Origin of the sequence: Capnocytophaga sp. CM59 (genome assembly GCF_000293175.1) — a bacterium.
Taxonomy (GTDB): domain Bacteria; phylum Bacteroidota; class Bacteroidia; order Flavobacteriales; family Flavobacteriaceae; genus Capnocytophaga; species Capnocytophaga granulosa.
This window is the reverse complement of record NZ_ALNN01000058.1, coordinates 17,729-36,453: the sequence shown is the minus strand read 5'-3', so window position 1 is coordinate 36,453 and position 18,725 is coordinate 17,729. Positions and strand designations below refer to the sequence as shown.

The 18,725-nt window shown below is 32.3% G+C and carries 22 protein-coding genes and 1 pseudogene; 1 reads left to right on the top strand and 22 read right to left on the bottom strand.

Going from position 1 to position 18,725, the window contains the following annotated elements:
* Nucleotides 1–48 precede the first annotated feature (48 nt).
* Nucleotides 49–336: a YciI family protein gene (locus HMPREF1154_RS11300; RefSeq protein WP_009642757.1), complete on the bottom strand. Its 288-nt coding sequence runs from the start codon at nt 334–336 to the stop codon at nt 49–51.
* Between the two features lie 199 nt (nt 337–535).
* On the opposite strand from HMPREF1154_RS11300, the gene HMPREF1154_RS11295 reads away from it, so the two are divergent.
* Nucleotides 536–1,051, top strand: a complete 516-nt coding sequence (locus HMPREF1154_RS11295; RefSeq protein ID WP_009642699.1) for a ferritin — start codon at nt 536–538, stop codon at nt 1,049–1,051.
* Between the two features lie 61 nt (nt 1,052–1,112).
* Here HMPREF1154_RS11295 and HMPREF1154_RS13230 read toward each other — a convergent pair.
* From HMPREF1154_RS13230 to HMPREF1154_RS11195, 21 genes and pseudogenes are all read right to left on the bottom strand, one after another.
* Nucleotides 1,113–1,292, bottom strand: a pseudogene (locus tag HMPREF1154_RS13230) (PIN domain-containing protein); the annotation flags it as partial.
* Nucleotides 1,280–1,540 carry a hypothetical protein gene (locus HMPREF1154_RS11290; protein WP_009642726.1) on the bottom strand — a complete coding sequence of 87 codons (261 nt, stop codon included), beginning with the start codon at nt 1,538–1,540 and terminating at the stop codon, nt 1,280–1,282. The pseudogene HMPREF1154_RS13230 and the gene HMPREF1154_RS11290, both read right to left, overlap by 13 nt.
* Nucleotides 1,541–1,641: 101 nt before the next feature.
* Nucleotides 1,642–1,920, bottom strand: coding sequence for a SemiSWEET family transporter (locus HMPREF1154_RS11285; RefSeq protein ID WP_002666358.1), 279 nt, complete (start codon nt 1,918–1,920; stop codon nt 1,642–1,644).
* 202 nt (nt 1,921–2,122) lie between these two features.
* The gene (locus HMPREF1154_RS11280) at nt 2,123–3,577 is read right to left on the bottom strand and encodes a lipopolysaccharide biosynthesis protein (protein WP_009642727.1); all 1,455 of its coding nucleotides are present in this window, start codon (nt 3,575–3,577) and stop codon (nt 2,123–2,125) included.
* Nucleotides 3,578–3,582: 5 nt separating this feature from the next.
* Nucleotides 3,583–4,137 carry a winged helix-turn-helix domain-containing protein gene (locus HMPREF1154_RS11275; protein ID WP_009642743.1) on the bottom strand — a complete coding sequence of 185 codons (555 nt, stop codon included), beginning with the start codon at nt 4,135–4,137 and terminating at the stop codon, nt 3,583–3,585.
* 30 nt (nt 4,138–4,167) lie between these two features.
* Nucleotides 4,168–4,854, bottom strand: coding sequence for an SMI1/KNR4 family protein (locus HMPREF1154_RS11270; protein ID WP_009642759.1), 687 nt, complete (start codon nt 4,852–4,854; stop codon nt 4,168–4,170).
* A gap of 21 nt (nt 4,855–4,875) precedes the next feature.
* Entirely contained in the window at nt 4,876–5,055 is a 180-nt protein-coding gene (locus HMPREF1154_RS13800; RefSeq protein WP_009642715.1) for a winged helix-turn-helix domain-containing protein, read from the bottom strand.
* 462 nt (nt 5,056–5,517) lie between these two features.
* On the bottom strand, nt 5,518–6,336 hold the full coding sequence (locus HMPREF1154_RS11260; RefSeq protein ID WP_009642756.1) for a DUF6602 domain-containing protein: 819 nt from the start codon (nt 6,334–6,336) through the stop codon (nt 5,518–5,520).
* Entirely contained in the window at nt 6,329–6,790 is a 462-nt protein-coding gene (locus HMPREF1154_RS11255) for a Mov34/MPN/PAD-1 family protein (protein ID WP_157231280.1), read from the bottom strand. Before HMPREF1154_RS11255 ends, HMPREF1154_RS11260 begins: the two co-directional genes overlap by 8 nt.
* A 1-nt stretch (nt 6,791) precedes the next feature.
* Nucleotides 6,792–8,459 (bottom strand): ThiF family adenylyltransferase, encoded by a 1,668-nt coding sequence (locus HMPREF1154_RS11250; RefSeq protein WP_009642702.1) that lies wholly within the window; start codon nt 8,457–8,459, stop codon nt 6,792–6,794.
* 8 nt (nt 8,460–8,467) lie between these two features.
* Nucleotides 8,468–9,427, bottom strand: coding sequence for an SMODS domain-containing nucleotidyltransferase (locus tag HMPREF1154_RS11245; protein WP_034567428.1), 960 nt, complete (start codon nt 9,425–9,427; stop codon nt 8,468–8,470).
* A 154-nt stretch (nt 9,428–9,581) separates the two neighbouring features.
* A complete protein-coding gene (locus HMPREF1154_RS11240; RefSeq protein ID WP_083846555.1) occupies nt 9,582–10,646 on the bottom strand; it encodes a DUF4236 domain-containing protein in 1,065 nt (354 codons plus the stop codon).
* Nucleotide 10,647: 1 nt separating this feature from the next.
* Nucleotides 10,648–11,403, bottom strand: a complete 756-nt coding sequence (locus HMPREF1154_RS11235; protein ID WP_009642735.1) for a hypothetical protein — start codon at nt 11,401–11,403, stop codon at nt 10,648–10,650.
* A gap of 14 nt (nt 11,404–11,417) precedes the next feature.
* On the bottom strand, nt 11,418–12,401 hold the full coding sequence (locus HMPREF1154_RS11230) for a hypothetical protein (RefSeq protein ID WP_009642754.1): 984 nt from the start codon (nt 12,399–12,401) through the stop codon (nt 11,418–11,420).
* Between the two features lie 20 nt (nt 12,402–12,421).
* The gene (locus HMPREF1154_RS11225) at nt 12,422–13,567 is read right to left on the bottom strand and encodes an IPT/TIG domain-containing protein (RefSeq protein ID WP_083846554.1); all 1,146 of its coding nucleotides are present in this window, start codon (nt 13,565–13,567) and stop codon (nt 12,422–12,424) included.
* Between the two features lie 340 nt (nt 13,568–13,907).
* Complete coding sequence (locus HMPREF1154_RS11220; RefSeq protein ID WP_009642740.1) at nt 13,908–14,834, bottom strand: helix-turn-helix domain-containing protein; 927 nt, start codon at nt 14,832–14,834, stop codon at nt 13,908–13,910.
* Between the two features lie 95 nt (nt 14,835–14,929).
* Entirely contained in the window at nt 14,930–16,249 is a 1,320-nt protein-coding gene (locus HMPREF1154_RS11215; protein WP_009642717.1) for a phage terminase large subunit, read from the bottom strand.
* A gap of 11 nt (nt 16,250–16,260) precedes the next feature.
* Nucleotides 16,261–16,575: a hypothetical protein gene (locus HMPREF1154_RS11210; RefSeq protein WP_009642710.1), complete on the bottom strand. Its 315-nt coding sequence runs from the start codon at nt 16,573–16,575 to the stop codon at nt 16,261–16,263.
* A gap of 109 nt (nt 16,576–16,684) precedes the next feature.
* Entirely contained in the window at nt 16,685–17,563 is an 879-nt protein-coding gene (locus tag HMPREF1154_RS11205; protein WP_009642746.1) for a hypothetical protein, read from the bottom strand.
* 1 nt (nt 17,564) lies between these two features.
* Entirely contained in the window at nt 17,565–17,867 is a 303-nt protein-coding gene (locus HMPREF1154_RS11200; protein ID WP_034567426.1) for a helix-turn-helix domain-containing protein, read from the bottom strand.
* A gap of 90 nt (nt 17,868–17,957) precedes the next feature.
* Nucleotides 17,958–18,725, bottom strand: coding sequence for a hypothetical protein (locus HMPREF1154_RS11195; RefSeq protein WP_009642733.1), 768 nt, complete (start codon nt 18,723–18,725; stop codon nt 17,958–17,960).

The window sequence follows — 18,725 nt, the reverse complement described above, 5'->3', positions numbered from 1 at the left end:
GTTTTGAGTTTTTAATTTTGAGTTCGAAGGATTATAAGATTTTAGTATTTAAGAGAGTACCTTACTGAACGCCTCTGAGTATTTGGTAGGGGTAAATTCAATGATTTGATAGGTAGCTATTTGGTGCTCATAGAACGGATCTTGGGCAATGATTCCCTCTACCTCTCCCCTATTGCTTGCCTTACACAAAATCACTCCTCCTGTGCGAGGTACTTGCGCTCCCGATGCTACAAAATACCCTGAAGCATAATGCTTATCTAAGTAAGCACGATGTGCCTCTAAGTGTTTTTCAACCTCATTGAGGTCTTTCTGATAGGTTAAAATAATAAGATACATAGGATAGTTTTTAGTGATTAGTAGTTAGTGTTTAGTGTTTAGTTATCAGAGACTTAGCTACTAATCACTATTCGCTGATCACTATTCACTATAAGTGGCAAAGATAGGAATTTATTTTGAGTTTATCAATTTTTTTATAGTATGATGGTGTATATATCGAAAAAAAATAATATTTTTGCACCAAATTAAAAAGCATTATATGTCTCAAACAAGAAAAGCAACTAGTTTGCACAGTAAAGTAACAGAGTTACTTCAAGCACAGATAGCTATGGAAGCCCATGCAAGTGCCACTTATTTAGCAATGTCTTCTTGGTGTGATGCCCATGGTTACAAGAGAAGTGCTGCTTTCTTCCTTAACCATGCTGACGAAGAACGTGGCCATATGCTCAGAATATTTAACTTCTTGAACGAAAACGGTGTAAGAGCACTCTCTCCTGAAGTGACCAACATCCAACAAGAATACAAGAGCCTTAAGGACGTGTTTGAAAAAACTTTAGAGCACGAAATCGCTGTTACCGACTCTATCAACAACATCGTAAAGGTAGCACGTCATGAAAATGATTTCGCTAGTGAAAGTTTCCTACAATGGTTCGTTAACGAACAATTGGAAGAAGAACGCCTTGTACATGATATACTTGATATGTTCGAGTTCGTAACTAAAGAAGAGCCTTTCGCTATCAAACTCCTTGACGAGCGTGTGCCTCTCGAAAGCTAATCAAGCACTTAACAGAATAAAAGGCTGCCTGAAAAGGACAGCCTTTTTTGTTATTCGATAATCAATTTTTCTTGTAGAGATGTCCTCTTATTTCATCTGTAGAAATAAAAAAATGTCCAAAACCTTTTTCTGTCAGACCTAAAATAAGTTCTTTGTCTCTTGACCAAATTCTATGCTTGTACTGAAAGTACATAGCAATAAAAGGATAATCATCTTCGTCAATATCCTCTACAATAGTATATTTTTTTCCTTAGCCAGACGGAGGGCTACATTTCTATTGGTTTCTTTAGAAAGTGCCATAATAAATTCATAATCTTCAGGGCTTTCTTCTTCGAAAGTAGGCTCTACAAGGGCTGATTTTTCCCTTGTAACAGTCTTTTTTGTCTTTGTTTTGGTCCCCTTAAAGAAAACAAAGCTAAATGTCTTAAGAAGTTCCATAAGGGCAGAGGCTTGTGGGTGACTCGCATTAATGGTAAAGGTCATAGACATAAGATTCTTATTTTGTAAGGCAAAGATACAAAAATTATTCCAAAGTAGGAATTAGTGATCGTTTTTGCTTTTAAGGACAAAGCAAAAACATACAAGTAGCTTTAAAGCGAAGTAATAAAAGTTAAAAATCCTAAAACTACCCCTACCAAATTGGGGATAATGAGAATATAATCTGGCTTAGGCTCTTTTGTCCAGCCATAGACCACCCAGATAAGACAAGACCCCGCTGCAAACAAAGGTTGCCAAGGTTGTGCTTTGTGCCCCTCTAAGTTGGCCATAATTTGAGGAATATAGGCTACAAATACCGCCACTCCTATAAAGGCTCCTATGGAACCTATAAACAAATTAATTTTTTGCTTGATATTTCTTTTTTCGTTCATAATAATATTTTTTTCTGCAAAGGTAGTAATAATTTTCGTATTTTGCAAAGAAATCTCAAAAATAATTAGAAAAATTTTCATTTTACACTCTCCATAATGAAGCCTGTAATCTGCGAATATGAGGGTCCTCCACTACATCAATAATAGCTAAAATATCAGCTGGAATACGCATGTGATGAATGAGTAATATTAATCTTTTTTGTCAATTTCTAAATTTACTAATCAGCCTCGCCAACTCTTCCGAAACCTTATATTTAAGAAGAAACAATACACTCATCCCCCCTACAAGTAATGATTTCAAACCAATATTCACCAGCGGGTGAAACGGAAAATCCCAAAAGAAAAAGCATCCTATCGCTAACAAACCAAAGAGAGTAGTCTGTAATGTTTCCTTATAAAAAGGCTGTAAGCCATACTTGCGATACACAAAAACCGACTTGAGTAGGTTATACGAACTAAAAGCAATCAGGGTCGCTACGCCCGCCCCATTGATACCATAAAGGGGAATCAGCCACCTATTCATCAGAACGGCTCCTATGACCAAGAAAACGCCCAAAAATAGCACTGTGCGATAGTAAGGAGAATTGAGCAATACGGCATTGCTAAACCCTACTAAGGCATCAGAGAGCTTTACTACGGATATGATAATAAGCACCCAAAGCCCTGTGCTGTAATCCTTATCAGGCAAGAGGGCGTAACACTGCTGGGCATTCACCACAATAAGTACACAAATGACCATACTCACAAAGTAAGTATTTACCGTACTGCGCTTGTACAAATCTGCAAGCTCTTGGGGTCTCTGTTGGTTCATAAACTGTGCCGTGAGCGGACTTACGATCTGGTACATACTGCGGTAAGGAATAGCAATCACTGTGGCGGTAAAAATAGCTACATTGTACACCGCAATCTCACTAATCGGCAAATATTGGTTGAGCATAAACTTATCTATGTCCATCAACACAGAAGCTACTGAACCTGATAAAATCACAAACAAACTGTACAAAAAGACTTCCTTCTTACCCTGTGGCAGTCCCCAAGCAAAGGTAGGTCGGCGTACATAAAAAGCAGAAACAAACATCAAGAGCATACGCAGGACATACACCCAAAACACCCCCCACATTAGCTGATGAAAATCAATAATACCAAAGTAAATGGCTACTAATAGAAGCATCACCCCTACCCTATGGAATACCTCCTTGAGGAAATTGCCAAAGACCGTTTTGAGTTGTACCCGCATCCAAGCGTAAGCTATCTCAAAATAAGCCATAGCTACCGCTGTAAGGAAGATAAGCCACACATACGGACGCACTTCTGCATTCTTTGCCGATAACCATTGTGTGATTTGCTCATATGCCATACTTCCAAAAAGCGTAGCAGGGAGAATCACTAGTAGTGGCAAAAGGCAAAGCATCAGGTTGAGTTTGCCTTGTTCCTGCCTATCGGTGTAAGCGGAGTAATAGCGTACCCAAGTGTTGGACACCCCAAAGGCTATCAGTGGAGAGAGAATCGTAGCAGTGGAAGTAACATAGCTTACCAAGCCATATTGTGCTTTGGAAAGGAAATAGGTAAATAAGAAAAGAGTGTTCAACGCCCCTATGGCAAACCCCAAATAGGTAGCCACTACATTCTTAAACGATTGTCGGAGTACGATGCCCATAATATTTATTTTTCTAATTCTTCTCTATCAACCACTACCCATTTCCCATTCTTTTTAGCCCCTTCCCGCTTGATAATCCCTGCTTTGGTTAGTTTTTCTATATAGTATCTAACACTATTTCTCTCATCTATTATTTCACTTTCCAGTTCTTTCCTCGTTATTCTAGGATTTTCTTTTATAGCCTTTATTATCTTATGTTCAATATTACTTAAGATTTTATTGTCAGATTTATTAGGTAGTCCCTCCAATTTATTAGGTAGTTCCTCAGATTTATTGGGTGTTTCTTCCGATTTAATGGGTGTTTTATTGGTAGATTCTCCTAATTTATTGTCAGATTCTCCTAATTTATTGTCAGATTCTCCTAATTTATTGTCAGATTTATTGTCAGATTCTTCTCCAAAACCTTCTTCAAAGTAGGTTGTAGAAATTGGTTCTACAACTCTGAAAGCGGTAATAAGTGAAAAATCAAAAGAAGCCTTTCCATTTCCATTCTCTTCCAATTCTTTCTGTACCCTATATACACCACGACTAAAGCGGTTCACATAACCCAATACCTTCATAGCCTCAGCTATAAATTGCTTGTTTTTGTTTTACCCCAACTCCTTAGGATCTATCCCCAATACCTTATACCAAGCTTGGGCGTTCTCTGAGGTTGGGTCTATGCCTTTGCCTTCGGTATAAAAAGGTTCCCATTGCCAATCCTCTCCTCCTATGCAGCCAATAGCAGCGTAGTTCATCAGAAATTCTTTAAAGTTACTGCCTATATAGAGTCCATGGTTCTCACTGCCATCGTGACTAAGATACACAACCTTACCATAATTCTCTGGTTCTAACTCAATAGCGATATAATCGCCGTTGCCTACTTGGTGAAAAGCCATTTTATTATGCCAAACACGATCATATTCGTTATTGTAATCGGGATATACCTCTTTTACCCAACCTTTGCGGTCGTCCTCATAGTCCAAAAGCAAATCCAATCCAAAAAGCAACTGTCCACGAAAGATTTCAACTAATTTATCAGGTAGAGAAATGTCCCCCTCGTCTGTAATGTCGTTGATATCCCAATAAAAATCCAAATGAGCGGTGTTTTCCAAGAGTACTTCACGGAAATGCGAAGGCAATATATAGCCTAATTGCTCCTCTACTGCTTTGATTTCCTCTTCGGTAGCTGGTTTTCCTATTGTTAAAGGGTCTATATTACCACCAAGGGTTTCTATCTTTTCTAAAAATAGGTTTAAGCGTTTTTTAAAAAGATCGAAATTGTAAGTTGATGTCATCATAATATTTATTTTATGGAATTAATTGTTTGTTTTTACTTCCCAAAAGCCATTTCGCTTACCATTTTTGCGTTCGATAAGTTCTTTTTCTACCAGATTTGCCGTAATAGTCTTTACGGTACGTTCTGATTTTCCTATATGCTCGGCAATAATCTTTTGAGTAGCGGTAGGATTCTGTTGTAAGTATTGTAATACTGCCATTTCCTCTAAAGTGCAATTCAAAGTGCAAATTTTGCACTTTGAAATTTGTTCTTTTGCACTTTGAAATTCTTCACCTACTAATAAATACCGGTTTTTAAGCTCGTTATCTTCGCCTAAAAGTAGATTTCTAAAGAAACGTTCTATATATTCGGTAGTTGCTGTTATCCCTTTAGCAAGGTTGTTGTAATTGGCACGGACTAATTAAATAATCACTATTTACCTTTCTTGCATTTTTACTTTCCTATGCAGAATGTGAAGTTTAACATATAATTTTTTGTTTATCAATGAATTAAGATGATTTTTGAGGTAAAAAAATGTAAAAACGCAACCAAAATAAAGAAATTAAGGTGAAATAAGAGAAAAAATACTTTGTTTTTTGAGTTATTAGAAAAGTGGTTTTTCTTTGCACAAAGGTACGTATTTTTTTGTGATTCAACAAAATTATTCTCTATTTTACCTTTTTTATATTAATTCATCTACTCTTTCCCCTATACTATTTAGATAAGCATTTAAATCTATTGCTGGAATAGTCCCTATTGCTTGTTGTAAATATCTTGTTAATTGCATAAAAAATGTTATAAAAGAATGTTCTTCACTACTAAAATGAAGGTCATTAAATTTTCTATTAGAATAAAACTTCAAATAGGCTTCCTGCCCTACCTGAGTAATCTCTTCATTTGGAGTATAATCTACATAAAAACTTCCATAATCTGCAATACATCCTAAATCAATAGTTTTTAAGCCTGTTAAACTCTTTAAATGCTCTTCTATTGTATCTTTTTTTGAAAAGGAGTTTGTACTACACAATATACCACCTAATATTTTTGTTAAAGCACGAGGGTTACAAATATTTCCTCCATTCACAAATTTAGCAGCTTCTCTTTTTAGGACTCTAACACTTTCTATTTTTTCTCCTGCATATTCAATATATGATTTTTTTCCTACATTACCTTGTATATCAGGTTTTACTTCAAAAACAGCGTATACACCTTCTGCAGGTATGTAATAAAATCCATTTTGATTAAATATGAAAGGTGTGAACCAATTATCATATATAACAATATCTATTTGCTGACTTGTATTCCCTTCGTGGTCTATTACAATAGCCTTATCTACAGAATATCTATTAGGTAAGTATTTCCTTAACCATTCAATCCACGCATTTTCTAATGAATCACCTTTTGAACCAGGATGATAAATAAAATCTCTGTTGGTGTTAAGTTGTGCGGACATTTGGTTTTGTAAACCACTAAAAAGCATTTTTAAATCAACTTTATTCATATTTGTAAATTTTATTTTTATAGTAAATGTAAAAATCAAATTCAACTTCTTCCTCTTTATTATATCCAATAATCAGAAGTACAGGGTTCTTTATACTATTAGGCTCTTTGACTATTGTATGTATTGCTGAAATATCTGTCTTACTTGGGATTGCCTTGTTATCAGGATGAGTGTGCCATTCTCCTATATAAGTTTTCTTTGGCACTTCATTGTATTTGTCAATAAACTCTTTTTCTAACCCTTCTGTATTTCTTTCAAAATTGAATTTAGTAGATTTGTATTTTATAGGTAATATTGAGTCAGTAATTACTAAATGAGTGTCATCTTCAAAATATCCTATTAAGAACCCTCCAAATTCATTTGGATAAAACTCTTTTCCCTTATTGTACAATGAGAATAACAATTCATCTGATACTTTAAGGCTCATCCCTATTGACTGAATACTTACTTCCAAATTAAAACTCTTTTAAAATAATTCCAAAATCATCTTCTTTTGTATCAAGAATAAAGTTTCGTAATTCTTGTCCATTCTTTTTTCTTATATTGATATGTTTTATAGCAAATTGAACTAATACATTAATATCGTTGTAGGAAGCCCTAAATGTAGGGCTCCAGCAGCCTGTAGGATTATACAAATCCTCTTCTTTTAAGTTTGAGCTCAGTCTTTGAAACTGTTTTAAAACAAAATCATATCTATTATTTTGAACAGCACAAACTAACTGTTTGGCATAATTAGAAATAGATATATTTAATATTTCAGAGGAAATATCTAATTGGCTAAAAATATAAAGCAAATCATTATCAGCTGTACAATCTATAATAATGTCATACCCACATAAATATGTTTCCATCTTTCCTTTTAATTCATAGTTTATTAGATTTGTTTTCAAAAAAGGTTCAAACAACTCTGAAAAATAATAACTATTCTTTGTTTTTAAAAAAGGAGAAATTGTAAGGAGATTTGCTATTAAATCATCTACCTTATTAGTTATGCCTGTAATGAAAGGATATTCAGACCTGCATACATTTTCAGGTTCTTTTATATCAAAATCAATTACATCAAGCTCTGTACAACCCGACCTAACTAATGTTTTCGCTAAAATACTTCCAACAGCTCCAATGCCAATCACTAATATTTTACTTTGAACAAGAGCCTCACATAATGTTCCTCTACCAAAAAAATATTTTGGAGAACAATTTTTTGTTATTGCCCAATTTACTTTTACATCTTCAATTAATTTAGTATGCCATAATTTATTTATTTTTTCTCCCTTAGTAGGTAATGTTCTTGATTCTAACATAGCTACTTCCCAATGGGTTTCCTTATTGGGTATATCATAACCCATTAGTAAAGGAAAAATAAAGTTCTTATTTTTTTCCTTATTGTACTCAGCAAAATTATACAAAAAGTCTAAAAACTGCTGAGGTAATAATGCTTCAAATTCTCCCCATTTTTCAAATATCCATCGTTGATTATTGGACGGAAAGTCCTTGATAAAAATGAAAAGACCTAATTTTGTGGAGATTTCTTTAAGAAGAGGATTCCATTCTACATCAATAACTTTATTTGTTGTTTTTGAACTTAAAAATTGAATAATATTATTAGAAATTAGTTCTTGATAATATGTCAATGTACTTATTTCTGAATATTCTATATATCCATATTCATTTTTATTGAATGGATTTTCAGGTATATTAAAGAAAAAAGAATAATATCTATCCTTAATTTTTTCAGGAGAAACAATAAGATGTTCATAATGAGACTCTATTGTATCATTAATATAATATTGCCTAATCCACAGCTTTACAGCTTCAATATCATATTTTAATTTTTCTTCTAACAAAACACTATGAGGAGAATGAATACAGATATTTCCATCCTTCATAATATGCTTATATTTCAGCAATTTTTTATTACTGAATTTTATACTTTCGTCATTATGGTACTTAAAAGGATATGAACTATTTATAGTAACATCAAACTTAATAGACTCGCCTGTCTCTTCTACAAAAATAGATATTAATCCTTTTATAACACCATTTTCTAATGTTATAAAAGGATTAATAATAGTTACATCAGAGATGTTCTTTATCGTACTATTGATTTTTTTTTCTCTGTTCATAAGTTACATTACCCAAAATTAAGATTAGGAGGTGGAAGAGGCATTTTTGTTTTGTTATTATCCTCTTTGCTTTTAAATTTAGGATTTTCAGGGAAGTAATACTTTAAATAGTCTTCATCCTCATCAATTCTTTCTAACATATTCTTTATATCACGAGAAAGTTGCTCTCTTTCAGAATTTGTTAATGTATCTATTAGATTATTACCACTATTACCAGGGTCCTTCAATGCAAAGTTTTCTTTAGTTACATTATCCTTGATAAAATCTAATACGATTCTAAGGGTCTCCCACACATTGCCCTCAATTTTCCCATCATCAAAAGCTCGGATTGTGATTAATTCTAAGAAAAATGATTTGGGGTACTCTCTTTTTGCGCTGGTTTTCCATACTTTTAATAGACGAATAATTTTTCTTATTGAATCTTTCTCATTGGTAGCTCTACCTCTAATATTATCTATCTGAGCTTGTATATTTGTTTTAATTCTATCACTCCCTTTTTCAAAATTCTCATATTGCTTATACGCATATAGATTTAGGTTTTTATCATAATTGTATCGTTCTTGATTATATTCTCTACCAGGAACAACATCAATCTTTATGGAATCTCCATCCTTATCAGAATTAAATTCCAAACCAATAGAAACTTTCTGTTTTCTAATAGAGGCTTCATCTTTATATTTTTCACAAAGGAAGTCATACACCTCATTATACATCTGCTCTAATGTTCCACTTGCACCAAAAGCATTCCTTTTGAATGGAGTAACCATATCAAAATCAAATTTAGTGTTGATAGCTGTGTTTTTAGCATAAGAGCCTGAATTAAAAGGAGAGTAAATATTGCCTTTATATTTTTCCTCTAAAGCTCTCTTTACCTCATCCCTTTTTGTTTTATATTTTTCTAAGAGTTTTTCTTCCTTAGATATTTTGTAAGAATCAATAACAGATTCTAAGTAGCGTGCTTTATCCATAGGGGCAAAATTATTGTTTTTCCTACATAGGGGCAAAATATATTCCATTTTATAAAAAAGAGACACTATGTCAGTTAATTAATTAAAAAGAGACACTATGTCAGATTAAAGAATCACAAATAAAAAAAGCAAGCCTTTCAGCTTGCCTTTTTATTTAGGTATCTAACTCTTGTAACCGTTGTGCTACATCCTCATACTCTATGCTGTGTGTATAGACTTTTTGATAGAGTTGCTTTGCCTGCTCTTTTTCTCCTTTTTCTTCATAGAGATTGCCTAATAGAAACATAATGTCTATCAAATCATCATCAGGATTAGAAGTGCGCAAAGGTGCTTTTTTAAGGGTTTCTATAGCTAAATCTATTTGATTCTTACTTATGAAACTATTAGCTATACCTTGCAATGCTTTTAGGAATAATTCACTGTTTTTAGGTATCTTCTGAAAGTACGAAATTGCCTTATCATAGTTCTCACAAAGGTAGTAACAATTCCCTGTCAATAGTACTTGTCTTTCATCATATTTGCGAGAAAGCAAATCTTCGTATAGCTCAATAATTTTAGGACAATCAGTCTTATCATCCTTCAGAATAAGTGTTTCTACATAAAGGAGCTTTAGCCTTTCAGAACTTGGATTTAAGCTCAAAGCCTTACCAAAGCAATCGCTTGACTCTGCATACCGTCCTAAATAATACAAACAGACTCCTTTTAAATCTACTATATCAGATTCATAGGGACTTAAAGGTACTTTATAGAGAGCGGTATCTAATGTAGCAACAGCTCCTTCAAAATTTCCCTTATAGAAATTAGATATAGCCGTTTCAAGATGAGCTTTCACAACCTTCTTAGGAGAACGAGACCTTCTGACTAAAAAGAAAATCATTATCACTCCTATTACAAAAGGAATCAAACAGATAGATATAAACCAAAGGAGAAAGGTCAAACAACCATCGCTATTACCATATTTGTTTTCATCAATAGAAAAGCCTAATAGGTTTATTCCTTGTTGATAGGAGTTTGACGGTTGCGATGTGTTTCTGCTTCTTAATAGGTTAGAGTGATAAGTAAGCCCTGTATTAGGAATATTGATAGTGTTATATAGCTGTCCATTGCTACTTAGTCCCAATCTGAAACCACCAGCTCCTACACTCATCCCAACTCCTGATGTACTAAAATTGAGTCTGAAAGCTCCGAATGATTGACTTCTACGAAAACGAAACCCCATATTATTTTACATTAGGATTGAACTCTTTTGTTTTAACATACTTCCCTATGTTAGGAGTATCTTTTGAAGCATTTGGAAAGATGTACAACGTGTTATAGTGTATGTCTACATTATCCTCTCCTGAAAATAATACTATATGATGTGGAGCTAATAAGCCATTTTCTGATGTATTTAAACTCCTTCCTAATGTATTTGTTACATAATGACTCTTGCAATAAAGGTCTAATGCTTTTTTATTGTCAAAAAAATCAATAGTAATTTTCCCTCCTTTTTCTGAAACAATCTTATTTATAACTCTTTCTATTTCAGCTATAAAATCATTGTTTTTAAGATTGATTTTGTCTATCAAAACGAAGTAAGAAGGAGCTTTGTCATAACGAATAACAGTAGTCAAATCTTCTTGAATTTCATACTTTATTAGAGGTTCTTCTTTTTGAGCAGTTGCTGGTTCTTGCTCTGTTGTATTTTCTTCTGTCTTGATGATAATTTTAGATTTGTTTTCTTCTTTTGAAGAAGATGTTTCAGAAGATTTAGGAGCAGTAGCTCCTGCTATTGTAAATAGTACAATATAAGAAACATACCTAACTATTTTGTTTTGCCAAAAACTCACATTTTCCTTGAGTTTATCAGAAACTGTGGGTAAAAGAACAACCCCAAGAATTACAAAAGCAATTCCTGTTATAATGCTTTTTTGAGTAATAACACCTAAACCTGTTATTATGAATAATATTCCTAAAATATATTTTGCTACTTTCATATTTGTATTTTAAACTATTCTATAATTTGAATGATTGAACAATCAAGTGGGTCAATTTTGGCTTTTATACTTTCTGTTACAATACCTCCCAAAGCATTCCTACCTCTATAGACCATATTGATAATTGCATAACCATCATTAGTCATTACGTATGTTGTATTTACGTGTTCAAAACTTTTAGGGTCATTCATTAGCCCTTTTACATATTTCACCAAATCTCTATGGTAACCGTCCCAAGCACTAAAGCAATTATCTTTAAATTTTTCTATCTTCTCTTCTCGCTCCTTTCTTTGTTTCTCTAATTGTTTTTCTTGCTCTTCTTTCTGTTTAGCCAATCGTTTTTCCTCTACTAAACGTTCTTTTTCTTGTGCTAATGTCTTTTTATAAGTCTCCATAGCCTGATAGTCTATAAGGGTACTTATTGCGGGAATTTCGTTGTTAGGATAAGTAACTTCTCCTTTCTTTGAATAGGTGATAATAGTTCTTTTTGACGTGATTGCATTGTTGGAATCAAAGTCAAATTCTACCACTAAGTTTTGAATCGCTCCATTTTCATTATCTTCTTTTAGGTAGTTGGTAGCCTTACTAAAATCAAACTTAGGGTCAAATACCATTGTATTCTTTCCCTTTTTATTGAGAAATTCTTTAGGGTTTGCCATTGCAGAACTGCTTCCTAAATCATTACCTACAGATTCCAATTTCTTTAGCTCATTAAGAGCTTTGTCGTTAGTTTCTTTTTGTATGTAGTTGATGATTGTTGTATCTCTTGCAGGAGGTAAATTGGTTGCACCTATCATTAATAGAACAAAAAGAGATACATATCTTACTATTTTATTGTTCCAAAAGCTGAATTTCTCTTTTAACTTATCAGAGATAGGAGGCAAAATTAATGCTCCAATAGCTAACAACATAATGCCAAATAAAATTCTTTTATCTATAAAGGCATATACGCTTAAAAGTAATGTAATTACTGCTAAAATATATTTTGCTACTTTCATAAAATGAATTGTTTTTAAGATTAATAATTTGCTATGATGAAACTCTCATATCTTTTAAGAGGTGTCCTTGAGAACTGTTTAGTTTTTAGGTTTAGTTTGAAATAGGTCTCTTCATTTTCATTTCCTGATTGTAAACCTATAATTTCATTAGTGCTTTTAGAGAATTGAATACGGCTTAAATAGTTCTTTCCTATTTCTGCAATAGTCTCTAACTCTTTACCTGTTTGAAGGTCTAATTTTACGATTTTATTGTAGGCTACATAAGCATATAATTCATCATTAGCGACTATAAGCCTTTCATATCCTTTAAAAGGCACTTTTACAATCTGTTTTGTAGTTAAATTAAGTTTGAACAAACTATTCTTTCTCTCCGATGTTTCTGCATTATATTTTGTTTGTTCTCCAATAATCTCATTGGTACTTTTAGAGAAGCGAATATGACTTAAATAATCATTCCCTACCTCAGCAATAGTTTCTATCTCTTTACCTGTTTGAAGGTCTAATTTTACAATTTTATGGTTGCGCAAATCATAAGCATACGGTTCATTATTAGCTATTATGACCTTCTCATAATGGTTACAAGGTAGTTTTATAATCTCTTTTGTAGTTACATTAAGTTTGAATAAATAATGTCCTGAATTTCCTGATTGTATGCCTATAATTTCATTAGTACTCTTTAAGTAGTAAATACCTCTTCCCAAGTATTCCTTACCTATTTCAGCAATGGTTTCTAATTCTTTACCTGTTTGAAGGTCTAATTTTACAATTTTACTATAGGCTACATAAGCATATAAAACACTTGGTTTAGGAAGAATAGTTAGGCGACCTATACTCTTAGAAGTTTCATTGGAAGATAGGATAACTTCTCCTGATGTAGCCTCTTCAGGAATTTCTACTTTTAGACGGTTGGAAGTTACTTCTTTGATAGTCCCTTTTACTCCATTAAAAGTAATTGTGTAGGTTTGTGAAGGAACAAAATTCTCTCCTTCAATGGTAATAATATCTCCTACAGTAACCTCTTGTGCAGAAAAGCTTTTAACTGTAGGAAAATTAGTTTGTTGAGGTGTAGGTTGTTCTTTTGTTGAAGCAGAAGCAGGTTCATCTTTAGAACAGCTCACAATGACTCCCATACAGAACAAAGTCAAGAAGATTTTTAATGCTTTCATAAGCTAAAAAGATAGTTTTTGAATGCTTTTCAGCCCCTAAAAGCGGTTAGTAATATAAAATAAAAAAGCGTGGGACTGCATAACCTTATTTGTTCTTAGGTATCGCCAAACACCCGTACCCTAATAAGTACAGCCCACGCCGAAGCGTGAGCGTTTTTACTTATTATTTTGTAGGGTACTATAAAATTGGCGATTTTAAGAAGCACAAAATAATAGCTAAACGCTAATATGTATTTATGTTAAAAATGTTTTTTCTTCTATATCTATTCTTTTCTTGTAAAATGGAGCGACAAAGGTAGTACAATTCTGTGATGTTACAAAATTTTTAACAGTCTTTATTCTACAAATCTATCGCCTTTGGTATCATCGTACCATAGAGAAAATCATAAGACTCTTGAGCATTGAAAATTAAATTTTCTACTATTAGTTTCCTATTAAAATCTCTTGGTATTTTCCAACCAATCATAACTTCTTTATCTGTAGATAAATGGTCTATAGGAGAAATCCACATTTTTATATTATAATTTCTCTCTATTTCCAAATTATACATCATTATATCACGCCCTGTATAATTATATTTCCCCAACTCATCTTTATCACTATCTAAGTCATATACTTTAGTAAGAGCTATTAATTTGTTCCATATTATTCTATTTACTGTACCTAATAAATAGTAATCACTATTATAGTTCTCTTTTTTAAAATTAGAAGCTCCTAAAAGAGACGCTAATTCATCTTCACACTGCTTGTGAAAATATATAAACATTCTCAATGCTTCACAAAAACTACTATATTCAGCCAAAGTTAATGATGTGAAAGACGAAAATAATTTCACCAAAACTTGACCTTTTGAATTTCCTTTGAAAACAATTTCTTCAATGCTCTCCTCTGATGATACCAACTCATAAATTTCTGAACGATTTGGCACTATAGAAAACTCCTTCCGCTTTATATCTAATGAAAAACTACCTACTTCATTCTTTATCAAATGAGGTAAAAAGGAATTTAGGAAGACATTTTCATCATTATAGCTATAATAATTTCCAAATTCATTTTTTGAAATAGAATATCTATTTTCATTTACTTCCATAAATAGTTCAGTTATTTTGACACCTAAGCTATTAGCTATTTTTTGTAATGTTTCTAAGGTAGGATTTCCATTAATGATATTGCTTAATGTAACTCTATTTATACCCATAACATTTGCTAAATCATTTATAGTCATACCTTTATCTTTAAGTATTTCTTTTACTTTTAGTAAATTCATAATATAATATTTTAACTGTGCAAATGTAATAATATAATTTTAAACTCACAAGAAAAAGCTCAAAAAAATAAATTATAAATAAAACGCTACAATAATTATAATCCCCCACTGATAGGCATATACCATTTTATTCCTCCTCTATAAGTCTTTACCCAATTTGCATAGGCTAAACTATCTGCATAGTCAGGGCTTCTACCTAAGAGCTTTTTAATAGCTTCTTTGCTGATAACCTTCACTTTCTTATCTGAATAGATTTCATACTGAATAGACTGCAATTCTAACTTTAGAGTTTCATCAGTGAGGTTACCTATTTGTCCGTTCATCATATCTCTTCGCAATTCATAGTACATTTGTGAGCGCAAATTAAAAGGTAAAAAGGCTTCTTCATATTGGCTTTCTTCAGGCTTTGAACCGCCCTGTAATTCAATCACATCATAGCCTGCTGACTTTAAATTATCAACTACACCAGCACCCACTCCCACGCTATCTATTCCTACATAATTAGGGTCTATATTGTAGTCGTGAATAAGCTGTATGGTTCGTGTTACTATCTCTGTTATAGAAGTCTGTTCATAGCTCTCTATTAGCTCAATATTACCGTTTTTAAGGATTGTAAAGACGGTTTTATCATCTCCGTACCTTGCCACATCAATCCCCATAGAAGTAACTTCTAAACCATTTTCTATTCGTTCTGCACTACTTATGATTACTTCACTTGAAATAAGCTGATTAATCATATCTACAGCACTCCAATCAGCATAAAGATACTTCCTCAAAAACTTAGGATTATCCTTAAAGGCTTCCTTTAGAGTGATAACATACTCACTGTTTTCATCATAGTTATCTGTAGTTAGACTTTGGATATATACCTCATCAGGATTAGTAGACTGAATGAAAGTAGAAATAAGCCAACAAGGTTCAGGATTGCTGGTCAATCGCCCTTCATAACGAGGTTTCTGCTTGTTTGGTAATACCCAGCGCAAACGAGTTTTGAGCATATTATACACCTCAACTGATACTTCATTAGCTTCATCAATGCCAAACCAACCTATCTCCAAACCTTTTATCTTTTGAAGCATTGGGTCTTTGGCTATATTGGCATCAAGAAACAGCAACTTTGAATCATTGATGAAGGTTACTTCTAAGCTTGTTTGATTAAAGCTCCTAATAATTTCCTTTGGGCAGATAGAAAAGAAGGTAACCAATGTAGTCCTACGGAGAACAGAGAGTTCCTTTCTCACAAGTACTAATCGGTTACCTTTGAATTTCATTGCATTTTTGATAGCCTCTGCACAAAGAAAATAGCTTTTTCCTCCACCTAAAGCTCCTCCAAAGAGCATATACTTAGCTCTGCATTTATGAGCAATTAGTTGCTTAGGTTTAGGCTGATAATAAAGTGAAAAGTCTATTCTCATAACTATTACTTTTAATCAGGTATATTACAGATAAACTCTATATTACCTGAATGTTCTACTTCTATTTTAAACAACCCTTGTAGGGTAGTTAATTCTTTATTCACTGACAAGGCGGTTTTATAGTCCTTCTTCTCTATGCTCAATCTGTATAGCTCTTCATATCTTCTAACTGCTTTAGCATAATCATAAGCTACTTGCTTCTTTACTGATTGCTCTATGAGAGTTCTTGCCTTGCTGATATACTTATCTGCTTGCCTTTCTCCTATATTCCAATTTTCAGAACAGTATAGAACTATAAATTCCCTATTATTACCATTAATGAGCATTGAGGATATGGACTTTATTCGCCTTTCTATTGTGTTCTTATCTGATTTTGGCATACCCATATTTCTTCTATTTTTTATAATCTTCCTACTATATTACAAGTTTGATAACTTATAAGCAATAAAGTTCTATATACTTGTTATCCAATAAATTAACAAAAGTCTTCTTAAACTTATTGCTAAGATATTTTTCCTTTAGTTGCCTTATTTTTGACTTTATTATTTTTGCATTGCTTTTATTTAGCTTTTCTTCAACTTTTATAAAATCAGGATGTAAGGAAGCATAAAAAAGCATTCTATCTTCATCAGACATTGAACTAAAATCTACTTCTTCACTAAAGGTAACCTTTGAGAAGCTATCTTTCAAATCTTTATACAAATCCCTGATTTTGTTATTATCAGCTAAATCAGAGAGAGTTCTTATTGTTTTAGGCAACTTTCTTTTCTGATTATAACAAAATTCAACTCTAAGTGTATTTTCTGGGATTAAGACATTATTCATTATCTTAACCTGTTGGAATTTATCATAAACTTTTAGAGCATACTCACTCATCACACATTTTCTTCCATAGAAAATATGCTTATGTTTCATTTTTTCAAATTCTCGATTGTGATATTCAGCAAATAAGTTGAGGTATTCTTTTGCTGGTTTGTGGGTAGTTATATTGAAGCCATATTCTAATTTCCTAATTACAAATTGACTTGCTTCTGTCTCAAAATATTTAGTTATTATATTGATACTGTCAGTAAGTTCAGAAAAGGTGAAATCAGAATGGTTATTCCCCTTGTAGAATTTATGCAAAGAATTTGTAATCCGTATTTTATCCTCATACAGAATAATTTTCAATCCTTTAAAATCACTTTCAAAACCATTTAAAAAGCCTTTCTTAAATTTGGGAGTAAAATACAATTCTTTCCAATAGAAAGGCTCATACGATTCTGAAGAAATTTCATAAGAGAAAGGAGCTTCAATATCTACAAAATCAACCATTTTAAAATCGTTTTTGCTGTAAAACTGATTTTGTAGCTACTTCGCTTTCTATCTCTTTATTAGTCATTTTCCTATTAGTAAGTAACCATTCATCTATTTCAGTTCTCTTGAAATATAGTTGCTTTCCATTAGGCTTATAACAAGGTATTTCTCTTCTACTTGTAAGTTTGTAGATATAACTTTTAGAGTAATTTGTATATTTAGCCACTTCCTCTAAAGTTAAAATAGTTTTAGCTCCTTGATTAATTCTTTCAAGATTCGTTAATCTTTCTTCTATGCTTTGCATTGATTCTAAATTTGTCATAACTAATTCCTTTAATTATGGCGCAAAATTAGAAAGGAAGGGAAAGAATCATTGAATACCTTTTTGAAAGGTAAACATTAAGGTAAACAATTACTTTGTAAGTTTATTTACTATATCTTCTGTAATCAACTTGAAATCAGCACTTATCTTTATCTCAATATCTGTTTTGAGAGACTTAGCTTTTTCGGTGAAAATTTCATCATTATTCTTCACAAAACAAGAGTAAAGTTGCTTATAATCAAAATTAGTTTTAGTTGAATCTATAATTTTATTCTCCTTTAGTTGCTTTATAAGGTAAATAAGTTGAGTTACATTCTCATTTTTCCAAGTGATAGCTTTTTTAATTTGAGTAATTGGAGTTTCAGAAAATATAGCCTTGAAACTCTGAAAATCTATGCTATCTATTAGTTCATAATCTATCAAAAGTTTTTTTAATTCATATATTTTCTCTTCTTTAAGCAACCATTTATAGGTAAGTTTAGAGTTTATCTTTCGTTTGGCAGGTTGAGGTTTATTGCCACCTTGCTGAATTAACTCTTCTATAAATTGCTTGATACTAAAAATATAGTCTAATAAGCCGCTATTGCTTATCCCATATATTTTTTCAAATTTAAGAACTCCAGATTCTATATCATTTAGTTCTTCAATTAAAGAATTATAAAATTCTATTTTAGTAACAAATTTTCCTTGTTTCCGTTGAGACTTATAGAAATTTCGAAATTCCGACTCAAATGTTCCGTATAGCATTTTTTCTTCTCCTGCTTCAATAAGTCTACGAGGATAAATGCTCTGTTCAATTTCAAGAACTCTTTTATTTAAAGGTTCTAATGCAGTTCTAAATAGTAGATAGTTTTCCAT